Origin of the sequence: Streptomyces ambofaciens ATCC 23877 (assembly GCF_001267885.1) — a bacterium.
In the GTDB taxonomy this organism is placed as follows: domain Bacteria; phylum Actinomycetota; class Actinomycetes; order Streptomycetales; family Streptomycetaceae; genus Streptomyces; species Streptomyces ambofaciens.
In genome coordinates this window covers 6,963,650-6,979,380 of record NZ_CP012382.1, presented here as the reverse complement: position 1 = coordinate 6,979,380, position 15,731 = coordinate 6,963,650, and the positions used below count along the sequence as shown (strand labels likewise).

The 15,731-nt window shown below is 69.9% G+C and carries 7 protein-coding genes, 1 tRNA gene and 3 pseudogenes; 6 read left to right on the top strand and 5 right to left on the bottom strand.

Annotated features, from left to right (window positions below; translation table 11 throughout):
* The first annotated feature begins 1,063 nt into the window (after positions 1-1,063).
* Positions 1,064-4,663: pseudogene (dnaE, locus tag SAM23877_RS30715) on the top strand (DNA polymerase III subunit alpha).
* A gap of 51 nt (positions 4,664-4,714) precedes the next feature.
* Here dnaE and SAM23877_RS30710 read toward each other — a convergent pair.
* From SAM23877_RS30710 to SAM23877_RS30695, 4 genes and pseudogenes are all read right to left on the bottom strand, one after another.
* On the bottom strand, positions 4,715-9,007 hold the full coding sequence (locus SAM23877_RS30710) for an nSTAND1 domain-containing NTPase (RefSeq protein WP_159042023.1): 4,293 nt from the start codon (positions 9,005-9,007) through the stop codon (positions 4,715-4,717).
* 11 nt (positions 9,008-9,018) lie between these two features.
* Positions 9,019-9,369: a CU044_2847 family protein gene (locus SAM23877_RS30705; RefSeq protein ID WP_244903028.1), complete on the bottom strand. Its 351-nt coding sequence runs from the start codon at positions 9,367-9,369 to the stop codon at positions 9,019-9,021.
* A 194-nt stretch (positions 9,370-9,563) separates the two neighbouring features.
* A pseudogene (locus SAM23877_RS30700) lies at positions 9,564-10,719 on the bottom strand (ParB/RepB/Spo0J family partition protein).
* A pseudogene (locus tag SAM23877_RS30695) lies at positions 10,716-11,612 on the bottom strand (ParA family protein); the annotation flags it as partial. The pseudogenes SAM23877_RS30700 and SAM23877_RS30695, both read right to left, overlap by 4 nt.
* Positions 11,613-11,626: 14 nt before the next feature.
* On the opposite strand from SAM23877_RS30695, the gene SAM23877_RS30690 reads away from it, so the two are divergent.
* From SAM23877_RS30690 to SAM23877_RS30680, 3 genes are read left to right on the top strand one after another with little or no spacing between them, the layout of a single operon-like run.
* Positions 11,627-12,220: a hypothetical protein gene (locus SAM23877_RS30690; RefSeq protein ID WP_053140073.1), complete on the top strand. Its 594-nt coding sequence runs from the start codon at positions 11,627-11,629 to the stop codon at positions 12,218-12,220.
* Entirely contained in the window at positions 12,217-12,798 is a 582-nt protein-coding gene (locus tag SAM23877_RS30685) for a hypothetical protein (RefSeq protein ID WP_053140071.1), read from the top strand. The genes SAM23877_RS30690 and SAM23877_RS30685 overlap by 4 nt, the downstream gene beginning before the upstream one ends.
* Before the next feature lie 11 nt (positions 12,799-12,809).
* Complete coding sequence (locus tag SAM23877_RS30680; protein WP_053140070.1) at positions 12,810-13,562, top strand: ABC transporter ATP-binding protein; 753 nt, start codon at positions 12,810-12,812, stop codon at positions 13,560-13,562.
* A gap of 363 nt (positions 13,563-13,925) precedes the next feature.
* Here SAM23877_RS30680 and SAM23877_RS30675 read toward each other — a convergent pair.
* Positions 13,926-13,999 (bottom strand) — tRNA-Pro (locus tag SAM23877_RS30675).
* 100 nt (positions 14,000-14,099) lie between these two features.
* Between SAM23877_RS30675 and SAM23877_RS30670 the strand changes: the two genes are divergently transcribed.
* A complete protein-coding gene (locus SAM23877_RS30670) occupies positions 14,100-14,639 on the top strand; it encodes a DUF309 domain-containing protein (RefSeq protein WP_053140067.1) in 540 nt (179 codons plus the stop codon).
* A gap of 228 nt (positions 14,640-14,867) precedes the next feature.
* Positions 14,868-15,641 carry a precorrin-6A synthase (deacetylating) gene (gene cobF, locus SAM23877_RS30665; RefSeq protein ID WP_053140065.1) on the top strand — a complete coding sequence of 258 codons (774 nt, stop codon included), beginning with the start codon at positions 14,868-14,870 and terminating at the stop codon, positions 15,639-15,641.
* Positions 15,642-15,731: the final 90 nt, after the last annotated feature.

The following is a 15,731-nucleotide window of genomic DNA, read 5'->3' as shown; positions in this document are numbered from 1 at the left end:
GGCTCGTCATCATCTTCTGCTGGCGCGCCATAAAGACGGTTGCTCGAGTCAGGCGAGAAAAGGTGGGGCGCAGAAAGCCAGATGGCGGCTGACGGGGCTGAGTATGTCGAGTTTCGCAAAATGGAAGGTTTGACCTATGGGTAACTTGGGTGGCGCGGCTAGCTACCGATATCCAGCCTGGTCTCCTGGCAGAGGAGACCAGGCCGTCCTCGCAGGAAGGTGACCACATTGCCGGAAGGCCTTAGGGGTGTCTTTCTAGGGTGCCTCATAGTTGCGGTGCCGTGCTTGATCATCTCCTCGCCCAACGCTCTCGACGTCATGCCCGTCTGGTGGAGCGCCTTGGGACTTGCTTGCGTCGGTACCTGCGGCTTGCTCATATCGCATTTTCATAGGAGAAGGTGAGTAGCTCGCCCCACTGAACCACTGGCGCGAGAGGGGGACCCGTTCGCTCGGCATTCGAACCGGTAGGTACTTGCGCGACCCTTGCCCTACTCGTGCAGTGGCTGCAGCTTCAAGGCGCCCCCCTCGGCCAGGAGACGCTTTTCCGGCGTGGTGGTGGCCCGGGGAGCTACGCGGTGGCCCCGAGCGCTACGCGGTGGGTCGGGGGGCCGTCTGGCTGGGAGCGCCCTGCGGGCCCCCCGGGCGCGACGCGCGGGTCCGCTACGCTCCCCCTCGCTGCGGTCCTGCGCTGCGCGCCGGGCGGACCGCCGGGGCCGACGCCCTGCGGGCGCACCCACCGGCCGGCCTGCCCCGCGGCCCCACCGGCCTGCCCCGCGGCCCCACGGCCGAGGCCTCCCCCAGCCCTACCGCTGCGCGGGTGCCTATCCCGATCCCACGCACCTCGGCGGCCCATGACCGATCACCAATCACGCCTCCTCAAGACCCTCACCGACAAGGCCCCACCCGACACGCCGAGCTGAATTCCGCTCGCCACGCGATAGGCCAAGGTCACCCGCACCGAACCCAGTTGACGCGCCCGGACAGGCGCCGGAGAGCCCGGATCGATCTTGGACCCGGGGATAAGGTGCGGCTTCACGAGACTGCCCTCGGAGGTGCGCGCCTGGTGGCCGACAGCTTTGTTCACCTGCACAATCACACCGAATACTCGATGCTCGACGGCGCTCAGAAGCTGAAGCCGATGTTCACCGAAGTGGACCGCCAGGGCATGCCGGCGGTGGCCATGAGCGACCACGGCAACATGTTCGGGGCCTACGAGTTCCAGCAGGTGGCGAAGGGCTTCGGCTCGGTCAAGCCGATCATCGGGATCGAGGCGTACGTGGCCCCCTCCTCGCGCCGGAACCGGCGGCAGGAGTTCTGGGGGCCCGGCGGCCAGCGCGCCATGTCGGACGACGGCGAGGGTTCGACGGACGTCAGCGGTGGTGGCCGCTTCACTCACATGACCATGTGGGCGACGGGGGCACAGGGCCTGCGAAACCTCTTCCACCTGTCCACCGAGGCGTCGTACTCGGGGCAGTTCCCGGCGGGCAAGCCCCGCATGGACATGGAACTGATCGCCGAGCATGCCGAGGGCGTCATCGCGACGACCGGATGCCCGTCCGGCGCCGTCCAGACGCGGCTGCGCCTGAACCAGTACGACGAGGCCAGGCAGGTCGCCTCCGCATACCAGGACGTCTTCGGCAAGGAGAACTACTTCCTGGAGCTGATGGACCATGGCCTGTCCATCGAGCGGGATGTGCGGGAGGGCCTGCTCCGCCTGGCCAAGGAGCTGGACATCCCGCTCCTGGCCACCAACGACGCGCACTACGTCCACGAGAGCCAGGCCGACGCGCACGACAACCTGCTGTGCATCGGCGTGGGTAAGAACAAGGCCGACGAGAAGCGGTTCCGGTTCAGCGGCAGTGGCTACTACCTGAAGTCCGCCGCCGAGATGCGGGCCCTGTTCGCGGAGCTGCCCGCGGCCTGCGACAACACGCTCCTGATCGCCGAGCGGGTCGGGTCGTACGACGAGGTTTTCGACAACGTCGACGAGATGCCGCGGTTCCCCGACGTGCCCGACGGGGAGACCCAGGAGTCCTGGCTGCGCAAGGAGGTCCTGGGCGGCCTCGCCATGCGCTACGGCGATCCGGTCCCGGCCGAGGTCATGGAGCGCTTCGAGACCGAGATGTCGGTCATCGGCCCCATGGGCTTCAGTTCCTGCTTCCTCGTGGTCGCCGACATCTGCAGGTACGCCCGGGACAACGGCGTGCCCGTCGGCCCCGGCCGCGGGTCGGCCACCGGCTCCATCGTCGCCTACGCGACCCGCATCACCGAGCTGTGTCCCCTGGAGCACGGCCTGCTCTTCGAACGGTTCCTCAACCCCGAGCGGATCAACCCGCCCGACGTCGACCTCGACTTCGACGACCGTCAGCGCGACAAGATGGTCCGCTACGTCACCGAGAAGTACGGCGACGAGTACACCGCCATGGTGAACACGTTCGGCAAGATCAAGGCCAAGAACGCGATCAAGGACTCCTCGCGGATCCTCGGCTACCCCTTCAGCCACAGGGAACGCATCACCAAGGCGCTTCCGCCGGACATCATGGGCAAGTCGATCCCGCTCGACGGGATCTTCGACCCCGCCCACCCGCGCTACGGCGAGGCCGGCGAGATCCGGACGATGTACGAGAACGAGCCGGACGTCAAGAAGGTCATCGACACCGCCAAGGGCGTCGAGGGCCTGACCCGCGGCACCAGAGTGCACGCGGCAGCCGTCATCCTGTCCAAGACCCGGCTCACCGACCGCATCCCGCTGCACATGCGCGCCTCCGACGGCGTGAAGATCACCGGCTTCGACTACCCCAGCTGCGAGAACATGGGGCTGGTCAAGATGGACTTCCTGGGCCTGCGGAACCTGGGCGTCATCGACCACGCCATCGAGAACATCCGCGAGAACCGCGGCGTCAAGCTCGCCACCGTCGACCCGATGCACGGCGGCACCGGCACCGTCGTCATCCCGCTCGACGACAGGAAGACCTACGAGCTCCTCGGCCGCGGCGACACCTTCGGCGTGTTCCAGCTCGACGGCGGCGGCATGCGCGCGCTGCTCAAGCTGATGGAACCGACCCGCTTCGAGGACATCGCGGCCGCCCTCGCCCTGTACCGGCCCGGCCCCATGGCCGCCAACGCGCACACGAACTACGCCCTGCGGCAGAACGGCAAGCAGGAGCCCGAACCGATCCACCCGGAACTCAAGGAGGTCCTCGACCCGATCCTGGGTTCGACCCACCACCTGCTCATCTTCCAGGAGCAGATCATGGCCATCGCCCGGTCCCTGGCCGGCTACACGCTCGGCGGTGCCGACATGCTGCGCCGCGCGATGGGCAAGAAGAAGCCCGAGGTCCTGGCCGCCGAGTGGCAGAAGTTCCACGACGGGATGAAGGCCAACGACTACTCGGAGGAGGCCATCAAGGCCATCTGGGACGTGATGCTCCCCTTCTCCGGCTACGCCTTCAACAAGTCCCACACCGCGGGCTACGGCCTCGTCTCCTACTGGACGGCGTACCTCAAGGCCAACTACCCGGCCGAGTACATGGCGGCACTGCTGACGTCCGTCGGCGACGACAAGGACAAGGCCGGCATCTACCTCGCCGACGCCCGCAAGCTCGGCGTGACCGTCCTGCCTCCGGACGTCAACGAGTCCGTCGCCGAGTTCACCGCCGTCGGCGACGACGTGCGCTTCGGCCTTCGCTCCGTCCGCAACGTCGGCGACAACGTCATCGACACGGTCATCACGGCCCGGAAGGCGAAAGGGAAGTTCACCGGCTTCGCCGACTTCCTCGACAAGGCCGACCAGCCGGCGCTCAACAAGCGGGCCGTCGAATCGCTCATCAAGGCCGGCGCCTTCGACTCGCTCGGCCACACCCGCAGGGGCCTGTGCGCCGTGCACGAGACGGCCATCGACGCGGTCGTACCGCTGAAGAAGGCCGCGGCCTAGGGCCAGGACGACCTCTTCGCCGGGCTGGGCGGCGGCAGCGACGACGGCGAGTCCGGCTTCGGCCTCGACGTGAGGATCGACGACAGCGAATGGCCGCGCAAGCAACTCCTCTCCACCGAGCGCGAGATGCTCGGCATGTACGTGTCCGCCCACCCCCTGGACGGCACCGAGCACATCCTCGCCGCCCACCGGGACACCACCATCCCCGACCTGCTGGCCTCCGGCCGGACCGAGGGGACGGTGCGGCTTGCCGGGCTCATCACCAGCGTCCAGAACAAGGTGACCAAGCAGGGCAACGCCTGGGCGATCGTGAACCTCGCCGACCGTGACGGCACGATCGAGATCCTCTTCTTCCCTGCCGTCTACCAGCTGGTCCTGGGCGCCCTGGTGGAGGACAGCGTGATCTCCGTCCAAGGGCGCATCAACGACCGGGACGGCGCCATCAGCATCTTCGGGCAGGAGCTCCAGGTCCTCGACGTGACAGCCGCCGAACGCAGCGGAGCAGCACCGGTTCAGCTGGAGTTCCCCTACCACCGCGTCAACGAGCGGATGGTCGGCGAACTCAAGTGGATCATGGGCTCCCACCCCGGCGAGAGCCCCGTCCACCTCCTCGTACGCGGCCCGCGGAAGACCACGGTCTACCTGCTCGGGTCGATGGTGAACGCGGCCACGATCGCCTCCGACATCAAGGGCTCCTTCGGCCAGGACACCTGGCACGGTGTGTCATGACCGACAGGCCCGTCGCGAAGGCGCGGTTGCCCTGGTACCGAGCCGTCACCGTCATGGGCATGTCCGGCGGTACGCAACTCCTTCAGGGACGTACTGGTGCCATTCCTGTTCGGTCATGGACCCGCCCGCGAGGGTGCAGGCCCGATCCATGAGTGAGGCGCGGTCACTGAAGGCTCGGGTGTCCCACAACCGTACGGTCAGATCGGAACTGCTGGTGACGAGGGTGTTCCCGTCCGGGGAGAAGAAGGCGGAGTTCACGACACCGGTGTGGCCGGCATACATGGCCGAGTACCGGTGGGTCTCGATGTCCCAGAGGCGTATGACCCGGTCGTCGCCGGCCGTTGCCAGAGTCTTTCCGTCCGGGCTGACGACGGCCGACCAGACGACGCCAGTGTGGCCCGTGAGGGTGGTGAGGCGACGGTGGGTGCGCACGTCCCACACCATGACCGCGCCGGCATCGTCACTGCTGACGAGGGTCGTCCCGTCCGGGGTGAAGGAAACCGATTGCACCTTGTCGGTGTGCCCCACGAGTGTCGCAGTGAGGCTGCGGCGACCCAGGTCCCACAGCCTCAACCGTCCGTTCCCGCTCGCCAGGGCCAGGGTGTTGCCGTCCGGGCTGAAGGTGACGGAGTGGATGCTCTTGTCGATCGCGTCGAGGGTACCGAGGCGACGGTGGGTACGAACGTCGACCAGTTGCATGGACGAAGACTGGAAGCCGCTGGTCACGAGGGTTCTGCCGTCCGGGCTGAACCGTGCCCAGCCGGCCCCGGCGTCGATGGACGCCAGCTGCCGGTGCGTCGGCACGCTCCACAGACGGGTCGTTCCGTCGATGAAACTGCTGGTCGCAAGGGTCCGGGCATCCGGGCTGAAGGCGACGGACTGCACAGGCCTCTCATGGCCGTCGAGGGTGGCGAGGCGACGGTGAGTGCGCGCGTCCCACAGCATCACCAACGAGCTGTCATGGCTGCTCGCAGCGACGAACCTGCTGTCCGGGCTGAACCGTAGCGAGGACACCTTGCTGCGGTGCCCGGTCAGTCGGCCCAGCGTGCGCCGCGTACGGGCGTCGTACAGTCGCACGGTCCCGCTGTTGTCGCCGACCGCCAGCACCTTCCCGTCCGGGCTGTACACGGCTTGAGGTCTCGAGACCACGGTCTGGGACACCGAGCCGTTCGAGCCGGTGATGGTGGCGCGCGGCCGTCCGACCCGCATGTCCCACAGCCGGACCCTGGCGTCCGCGGACCCGCTGGCCAGCGTAGAACCGTCAGGGCTGAAGGCGAGCGCGTTCACGTATCCCGTGTGACCGTTCAGCACGACCAGGGCCGTGCGCTCCCTCACGTCCCACAGCCGTGCGGAGCGGTCCTGGCCTCCGCTCGCCAGGGTCCGGCCGTCCGGGCTGAAGGCCAGGGCGAACACGGTGGTGCTGTGTCCGGTCAGAGCGGCCAGAAAACGGTGCCGCCGCACGTCCCACAGGCGTATCGTGGCGTCGCTCGCCCCCGTGGCCAGGGTGGCGCCGTCCGGGCTGAACGCCAGCGAGGCCACCTGTCCCGTATGGCCCTTCAGCATGGCGGTGCGGCGCCTCTCCCGTACGTCCCAGAGCTGCACCGCTGCCTTCTCTCGCTCGCTGGAGACGAAGTTGGACAGGGTGACGGCAAGGGTCCTGCCGTCCGGGCTGAATGCGAGGCGGGAGGGCAAGGCGGTGTCATCGCTGTCGACGACCTGGAGCACGTCGATCCTCTGACGTGTACGAGCGTCCCAGAGCAGAACCTCGCCCCGCCGGCCGCTGGTGGCGATCATGTCTCCGTCGGGGCTGAAGACCGCCGGTCTATCGGCGCCGGCCAAGGCTCCTGTCCGCTTTCGGGTGTGGACGTCCCACAGCTGTACCTCCGGGCCAGTGAGGAGGGTACGGCCATCAGGGCTGAAGTGTGCCGTGTCGATCTGACCGCTGCGGCCGCCAAGCGAAGTCGGCTGCCGGCGCCCTGTCATGTCCCACAGCCGTGCCGTGCCGCTTCCACCGGTCACGAGGGTCTTGCCGTCCGGTGAGAAATCGACCGAGCTCACCCCCGTCGTATGTCCCGTGAGCGTGGTCCGCAGGGGCGCGGAGACCGTGGACAGAAGCTGGGCTCGGGTCTCCGGAGTGGGGGAAACTCGCTGAGCGGCCAGGGCGAGGCGGGCCGCCAGGGCCGGGTCGGCATTGGCGTACTGCCTGCTCTGTTCCATCAGGCTCCGGCTGGCGGCCAGCGCCCGTTGCTCACTGCTGTCGCGGGCACTGCGCGTGGCCAGGGACACCGCGACGACAACGAGCACGGTCAGCACGGCGAAACTCGCGAGGACCAGACGGCGCCGACGGACACGGCGCTGCCGGACCTGGTCACTGACCGCCACGAACTCGGCTTCTTCGGCGGGGACCTCGTCGCCGCGTTCATCAATCCACTGCCGGGCCCGGGCGACCTGCTCCCGGGCGAGGGTCAGTTCGCGTGGGCGGCCCTGCTCCTGCCAGAGCCGCAGCGAGCGGCGCAGCTCCTCCTGCCAGCTGCGGAACGCGCGGTTCTCCTCGAGCCAGCGTCGCAGCCGCGGCCATGTCTCCACCAGTGCCTGATGGGCGAGCTCGGCCGTGTCCCGGCCCGTCGGGCGGCGCGTCACCACGACCAGCCGCGTGCTGGCCAGCCGGTGGATCAACGCCCAGTCCCCCTCGGAGAACTCGGTGCGGGCGGCGACCCGGCGGGTGTCCGGGCCGCGTTCCCCGGCGTCGAGCTCCTCTCCGGGGCGTACGAGCTGGATGAAGATCCGTTCCAGCGCCTGTCGCTCGGTCCTGTCCGCCCAGGCCCAGAGCCTCTGATCCGCGTCGCCCGCCAGGGCGCCCTGCACACCGCCGAGCTCCTGGTAGGCGGTGGTGGTCAGCCAGCCGCGTTCCTGCCGCTCCCACAATCGACTCAGGGCGTACTCCAGCATCGGCAGTGCCGCGGGCCCGGGTGGGGCGTCCCGCAGCATCCGCTCGACCAGGCCCTCGGCGAACCTGATCCCCGCGCGGCCCGCCAGCGGACCGCTGATCACCTCGGTCAGCTGGTTCCGCATCATCGGCTGCACCACGATCGACGTGGCGTCCCACGCCGTACGAAGGTGGGGGAGCTGCTCGATGTGCCGAAGGAAGTCGATCCGGATGACGACCACGGCCTGGGCGGGGCGGCTTCCGTCGGTGCGGCGTTCCGTCAGCACCCCGAGCATGGTGTCCAGTCGGCGGGCGCTGCTCGGCGCGTCGGCGAGCAGCGTCTCGAACTGGTCGGCCACCAGCACGAGCCGGGACCGTCCACCGTGGCGGGCCAGCGTCTGCTCCACGGCGGTACGGATGCCCTGCTCGTCGGTGAGCTGCCTTGTCAGGGCCGACCACAGGTCGTACCAGTCGGCCCTCATGGTGTCCGTGTCTCCCGCCGAGGCCAGGGCCCAGGCCAGCAGTTCCTCGGCGGTGAGGCGCAGCCCCAGCGGGATGCGGGCGATCACGTAGCGGTCGTGGTCGAGGCTTCCGAGCAGGCCTGCACCGACCAGTGAGGACTTGCCGACGCCGGAGGGCCCGAGCACAGGCAAGAGGGGCATCTGCTGTTGGTCGAGGAGTTCGACCAGCCGCTGTGTCTCGTTCCGGCGGCCGTGGAAGACGGCGCGGTCATGCTCGGTGAACGGCAACAGCTCCCGGTACGGGCTGTCCGCCAGCAGCCTCCTACGCAGCTGGGGCCACTCTCGGGTGAGGGACTCCACGGTCAGCGCGTAGCCGGTCCGGCGCCGCTGGTCCCCCTCGACGGCGACGACGACGCCGATGACACCGCCGCACTCCTCGTCCCACACCGGCGCTCCGCTGAATCCGCCCGCCAGAGGAAACGGTGCATCGTCGTCGCAGGTCAGTTGCCACCAACCAGTGCCCTCGCGGCCCTCGACCATGCCGCGGGTCCAGATGCCGGCGTCCTTGCTGCCGCCCCGTTCCGGGTACTTCGGGAATCCGAAGGCCCGCCAGCGGTGCCCGGCCAGATCGTCCGCCTCCACGATCCGCAGCGGTACGACACCCGGCGGGGGCTCACCGGTCAGCTGCAGGACGGCGACGTCACCGCTGCTGTCGCCGGCCACCGGCACACTGAAGTGCACGATGGCTGCTGCCTCGGGCCGACCGGGCAGCAGCGGGAAGTCGAGGGTGACCGGGAGGAGTTCCGGCAGCGGTTCATCCTCCGGAAGACCCGCGGTGGAGGCGACGACGTGCGCGCACGTGAGCAGCAACCGGTCGGGGATCAGGAACGCCACCCCGACCGGACGGCCCTCGTGCAGCACACGGGCCGTCCCCCGCTCCCACGCGATGCCCGGCACGGCCGCCGGTATCACGCACCGCCCTCGGTCCGGCCCCACTCCAGTTCCAGTTTGATGTGGGCCTCCCCCGATCCTTTCGCCACGACGAGACCGGCCTCAGCTGTCACCCGCAGTCCGAACTCCGCGCGCACGTGGTCGGGGCTGCGAGGCAGATCCGCCAGCCGCTCCAGCATGGTCGCGGCCACCCGCTGCACCCGTGCCATGCCCGACTCGAACGTCTCGGCGGACGTCTCGAAGAGCTCGTCGCCGCGGCTGGCCCGGATGATCCCGGAGCCCTGCCCGTCGGACAGCTCGACGACGAAGGCCTCGCCGTCCTCGAAAGGGACATTCAGGTACACGCGGTTGCCCTTCTGTTGGTGCATCAGTTCACTTGCGAAACAGGCGAGTTGACCGAGTCACACGGTCCGGCCCGACATGCTACTGCGGCCTCCGACACCGGCGCCGGTCTTCGGTGTAGTGCCGGTACCGACCTCGCCGTCACTGCGAGGCAAAAGAACACGGCCCCGCTCGCCGTCACGGAGTAGGGCGAACAGGGCCGCGGGCGACTGCTGATCCGCTACCGGGCTTCCAGCTCGGCCAGCAGGGCCTTGTACTCCTCCGGGTACTGATCCCGCAGGACGTTCATCCACACCCGGGCGCCCTGGGCGAATGTCTCGGTCGTCATCTTCTGGTGCAGATGGTGAACGCAGTAGAAGGCGTCGTCGTAGGGGAGTCGCTTGGGCTGGCTCGCCGCCTGCGCCGCCTCTGCGTTCGCCGTGGCGGATTCGCCGCCTGCGGCCCTGGTACGCGGTTCTGGGAGGGACTCGGGAGGCGGCCCGGGCGCGACGGCCGCGGTCCGGGTGCCGTCGACCCGTAGCGGGGGAGTCGGGGCCGGCGCCGACGGCGGAGCCGTAACAGGTGAAATGGCCGCGTCGGCGGGCGCCTCCGGGATTATCACGCCGTGATAATCGGCGGGACCCGCTGAGCGCTCGACGACCTCTCGCGCCGTCTGGGACTCCGCCTTGATCCGGGCCGCCTCCGCGCGTTCGTCCGCCTTGGCCCTCTGCTCCTCGGGGGACAGCTTGCCGAGGTTGCGTACGTGTTCGACCTTCCGCGCCCCGGTCACCAGGTCCTTCTGGAGCTCGGGCGTGAGCTTCAGCAGGGACAGCTTGCTGGAGATCGTGTTCTGCGGGATGCCCAGCCGTTTGGCCGCCCTGGTCTGGGAACCGTAGTAGTCGACCAGGGTCTTGAGGGCGTGCGCCTCCTCCAGGTCGGTCATGTCGTCGCGGTGGTAGTTCGCGACGAACGGCCTCCAGGAGCGCCTCGTCGGTGGCGACGCGCCCGTTGTCGACGCGGACGGGGATGGTGGCCAGGCCGACCCGGCGAGCGGACTCCAGGCGCCGGTGGCCGTCGACGACGATGTACTGCGCCCCGTCGTCGAGGTCGGCGGCGCGGTCCGGACGGCTGCGCAGGTCGGCATCGACCGTGGCGACGGCGATGGGGATGATGAGGCCGACCTCGCGGACGCTCTGGACCGTCTCGTCGAGGTTGCGCAGGTGGTTGCGGGGGTTGCCGGGGTTGTCGCTGATGAGGGTGACCGGCAGCTCCGTGATGGACGCCGTGGTCGACTCCTCTCCGGCGATGGTCTTGTCGATGAGGTTGCGTCGGGAGGACCGGGCGCCGCGGGCTGCGCCGAACGCGGGTGCCGATCCCAGGGTGTCGGCCTTGCTCACCGGGTGGCTCCCCTCGCTACCTGTCGCATGGCCTCCGCCTGATCGCTGTGAGGCGCGTAACTCAGCAGCGGCATCCGCTTGCGCACCGCTTCCCGCTGTTCCTTCAGGTCGCCGATGATGGCGAGGACCTTCGGGTCGCCGAGCGACTTCCAGTTCTCGAGCGAGGAGGTGGCGACGTAACCGCGGCGGGAGTCGTAGAGGTTGACGACCAGGCCGAGGTAGTCGATCTCCTGGGAGAGGTCCTCGCAGAGGTCCTCGATCTGCTGGGCGAGCATGCCGTAGGCGGTGGCCGAGGAGTCCTCGGCGAGCACGGGGATGACGACCCCGGAGCCGCCGGCGGCTTCCCCGCGGCGCCTGCGACCGTAGTAGAGGGCGGCGTCCATCGCGATGCAGAGGCTGGGCGGGCAGTCGACGATGATCACGTCGTAGTCCGCCTCTAGCGGGCGCAGGGCGAGCTCGAGCGCGGCCTCCTTCTGGAAGCCGCGCTTCTGCGTCGCCACGACGGCGATCTTCGCGTCGAGGAGGAACCCGTCGAAGCAGGCGGGCAGTACGTGCAGGCGCTTCTCGAACCGCGGGTCCTCTATCACCACGACGAGATCGCGCAGATCTCCGCTGCCGTCGCCGCACATGTGCGAGACCAGGCTGTCGTGGTCGGGTTCGATCTGGGGGACCCCGAGCTGTTCGCTGAGGTGGCCCTGCGGGTCGAAGTCGACGATGAGGACGCGCTTGCCCGCTTCGGCGTAGGCCTCACCGATGCCGGCGGAGATGGCGGTCTTGCCGACGCCGCCCTTCTGGTTGCCGACGATCTTGCGTTCGGGGTCGGTACCGCGAGCGCCGTGCTGGGGGGAGGGGTTGGCGTCGAGCCAGCCGCGGATCGACTGGGCAAGCCCCTTACGGGAACGGTCCGGTGAGCGCCGGCCACGCCTCCGCCCGGTGCGCGGGCACCGCGCCCCGGGTGTGCATCGCCGAAGCCGGTGGCGCCGAGGACCGTTTGGAGCACATACGCGGCGAGATCGTCCGCTCTCTCACGACGCTCCGTCAGGCCGGGGTGCAGGTGACGGTGCCCGCGACGGTCTCCGACAACCTGCTCACCGGCCGCCACAAGGAGCCCTCGACCCGGTCGGCGTGGTGGCTGCCGCTGTCGCAGCAGGCAGGGAGGAACGGTCCCGGCATGGTCGGGGTCCGCTACGGGGTCCTCCTCACCGCGGTGCGGTTCCCCTGTGCGTTTCCCTCGACCGTCCAGCCCGGTCAGTCGGTGGACTGGATCGTCAATCACGACGCCGCGATGCTGTGGGCCGCCACGCTCATCGATACGGTCGAACCGTATCTGGGCTGGCGTCGTGGTGAGTACGGCGGCTCCTTCCAGAACCCTCGCGAGGTGCTGGCGAAAGTCCAGGAGCGAGCCGGCAACGCGGCCCGGCTCGCGCCGAAGCAGCAGAGCGTGTGGTTCCAGGAGGAACAGCAGAAGGCCTGCCGCCTCGTGCGGGAGGCCACCGCGTGACTCTCTGGTTCAAGGTCCGCCGGGTCCAGGCCGCTCTCGGCCCGGCGCTGGCCGCGTTCGCGCTGCTGGTCGTGGTGGCACACGACCAGTACGTCCAGCTGCCGAGCCTGCTCACCGCCCGGGGCAACCGCGTCTTCCTCATGCAGCTCGTGCCGTTGATCGTCACCTCCGCCCTCGCCCACAGCCTCGCCCAGGCGGTCACCGAGATCGAAGCCGTGGCCCAGCGCAAGGTACAGCGCCTGGACGCCGCCCTGATCACGGCCGTCGCGGTGGCGGCCCTCGCAGCCAGCCTCCTCACCGGGGGCGTCACCGGATCGTCGAAAGCGTCCATACCTGGCCGGAACGTCCTGTTCCTCACCGGTCTCATGCTGGTGGCCCGCGTATGCAACGAACAGGCCGCCACCGCCGTGCCGGTGGGTTGGGTGCTCGCCGTGATGTTCGTCGGATACCGGGACTTCGACCGGCCCTGGCCGTGGGCCGTCACCCTCCACCCCGCCGACTACCTCCCCACGTTCGGGTTCTGCCTGCTCGTCTTCGCCGCCGGACTCATCACTCACGTCCGTTTCCGCCGCATCTGAAGGGCCTCCGCATGTCCATCGCCTTCGACTCCTGCTCCTTCGGCTACGGACGCGCCGGCACGCCGGTCATCCCCGGCCTCGACTACATCGTCCCGGACGGATTCACCGTCCTCCTCGGCCCCAACGGGGCAGGCAAGTCCACGCTGCTCAAACTCGCCAGCGGCCTGTACCAGCCCCGGTCGGGGACCGTGCGCATGGGCGGCCTCGCCTCCCGCGAGTTCGCCTACCTCAAGCAGGTGGCCTGGATGCCGCAGACCATCATCCCGATGACCGGCCTGACCGCACGGGAGCAGGTCGCCTACACGGGCTGGCTGAAGGGTATGAAGAAGCCCGACGCCTGGGACGCCGCACTCGCCGCCCTGGACCGGGTCAACATGGCCGACCGAGCCGACGTCAGAGCGAAGAAGCTCTCCGGCGGCCAGCTCCGCCGCGTCGGTGTCGCCTCCGCCCTCGTTCACGGCGCTCGCACCCTCCTCCTGGACGAACCGACCGCCGGCATGGACCCCACCCAGCGCCGCGTCTTCCGGGACCTGATCACCGGTCTCGCCACGGACGAGGTCCGCGTGCTGATGTCCACCCACGACATCGCCGACCTGGCGGAGGAAGCCGATCAGGTCACCGTCCTTCAAGAGGGACGCATCACCTTCACCGGCCCCACGCACGCCTTCCTCGCCCACGCTCCCCAGGGCACACCCGAAGCCCGCCGCGCCGAAGCCGCGTACACCGCCGTCTCCGCCCTCGCCCCAGTCCAGGAGTACTGGTAGGCGCGCGCACGACAGTCGCTGACCGCCAGGAAGGCTCATCCCTGCGGGAGCGCGGGGAGTAGTCCGAAGCCTGCACCCGAGTGCTGGACTTGTGGGGACCATCACCGCAGGTGCGGAGAGCAGACTGCTTGACCTGCGCGTTTATCGGCGTTGAGGGCAGTTTCCGAGCGCTTTCCCGACGACGGACCGCCCCGCAGCAACCGGGGCGGCCGCTCCCCGCACCCGCGGGGTGGGTGGGCAGAGGTGGCGTGGTCGCGGCGCGGTGCCGGCGGCCGACACCCCTGGGCGCTAAGGCCCCCGCAAACGCGTCAGAGGCCGTCCCAGATTTCTCTGGAACGGCCTCTCACCTGCGACTCTTTCGAGTCGGGACGACAGGATTTGAACCTGCGACCCCTTGACCCCCAGTCAAGTGCGCTACCAAGCTGCGCCACGTCCCGATGTGCTCACGCACGGCGAACCGCGCGATCACGCGGACTGCACTTTACCCCACACGCCGGGCCACGCCTAAGCGGGCACGGCCGGGGGACAATCGGACCCATGAACAGTCCTGCCGACAGCCCCATGGACAGCACGGCCTCGGACCGGCCGGTGGACGCCCGCGACCGCGACGACGAGGGCCGCGCGCGCAACGCCAGGCCGCGGGACGGGCTGGGACGCCCGCTGCCGTACGGCGCGGCCGGCGTCCCCCGCCAGCCGGAGGGGGTGGTGCGGCCCCCCGAGGAGACGGTGACGGAGGCGCAGCGGCTGCTGGACGAGGGGAAGCCGTTCCACGCGCACGAGGTCTTCGAGGACGCCTGGAAGTCGGGGCCCGAGGAGGAGCGGGAGCTGTGGCGGGGGCTGGCCCAGCTGGCCGTCGGGCTCACGCACGCGGCACGCGGCAATGTCACCGGCGGGGCCAGGCTGCTGCGCCGCGGGGCCGGGGCCGTGTCGGAGTGGGCGGCCGCGGCGTCCGGGCACCCGCGGCCGTACGGGATCGACCTGGGCGGGGTCGCCGGATGGGCCCGGCAGCTGGCGGGGGACGTGGAGGGCGGCGCCGCCGTGGACGCGGGGGCGCGGGCACCCCGGCTGCGGGGCTGAAGGGCCGGGCGGGGGGCGTACGGCGCCCGGCCGTGCCAGTGCGGGGCGGCCCGGCCGGAGCACCACCGGTGCGGGGCGGCCCAGCCGGAGCACCACCGGTGCGAGGCGGCCCAGCCTGAGCACCACCGGTGCGAGGCGGCCCAGCCTGAGCACCACCGGTGCGGCAGCACCGCCGGTGCAGGACGGCCCGGTCTGAGTACCGCCGGTGGCGTACGGCAGACTCGTGGCGTGCGGAAGATTCATGTGATCGGTATCGGCGCGGGCGACCCGGACCAGCTGACCCTGCAGGCGGTCAGGGCGCTGCGGGGCACGGACGTGTTCTTCGTCCTGGACAAGGGCGAGGTAAAGGCCGACCTGGTGCGGTTGCGCCGGGAGATGCTGGAGACGCACCTGCCGGAGGGGACGTACCGGGTCGTCGAGGCCCGCGACCCCGAGCGGGACCGGAGGGCGGGCGGCGCGGCGTACTCCCCGGCCGTCGGGGACTGGCGCAGTGCCCGGGCCGGCATCTACGAACGCATGATCGCCGAGGAGCTGGGCGAGGACGAGAGCGGCGCGTTCCTGGTCTGGGGCGATCCCGCGCTGTACGACAGCACGCTGGGCATCCTGCAGGAGATCCTGGAGCGTGGCGCGGTGGCGTTCGAGTACGACGTGGTGCCGGGCATCAGCAGTGTCTCCTCGCTCGTCGCCCGGCACCGGACCGGGTTGAACCGGGTGGCGCGGCCGGTTCAGATCACGACCGGGCGGCGGCTCGCGGAGGGCTTCCCGGAGGGCGTGGACGACGTGGTCGTGATGCTCGACGCCCACCAGGCCTTCCGGCGGTACGCGGACCAGGACATCGACATCTACTGGGGCGCCTATCTCGGCACCCCGGACGAGATCCTCGCCTCCGGTCCGATCGCCGAGGCCGCGCCCCGCATCGAGCGGCTGCGGGCCGAGGCCCGGGAGCGCAAGGGCTGGATCATGGACACGTACCTGCTGCGGCGCAACCCGGGCGACGCTTAGCCTGCGGCGCAACCCGGGCGACGCATAGCCGACGGCGCAACCCGGGCGACGCTTACCGAGCGGTCGGGCTCCGGGCGGACCACCGCACCC

What these genes read in the sequence shown, in the direction of transcription:
- SAM23877_RS30705 (WP_244903028.1), bottom strand. Translation starts at nt 9,369, where the DNA reads ATGCACCAACAGAAGGGCAACCGCGTGTACCTGAATGTCCCTTTCGAG.
- SAM23877_RS30680 (WP_053140070.1), top strand. Translation starts at nt 12,810, where the DNA reads ATGTCCATCGCCTTCGACTCCTGCTCCTTCGGCTACGGACGCGCCGGC.
- SAM23877_RS30670 (WP_053140067.1), top strand. Translation starts at nt 14,100, where the DNA reads ATGAACAGTCCTGCCGACAGCCCCATGGACAGCACGGCCTCGGACCGG.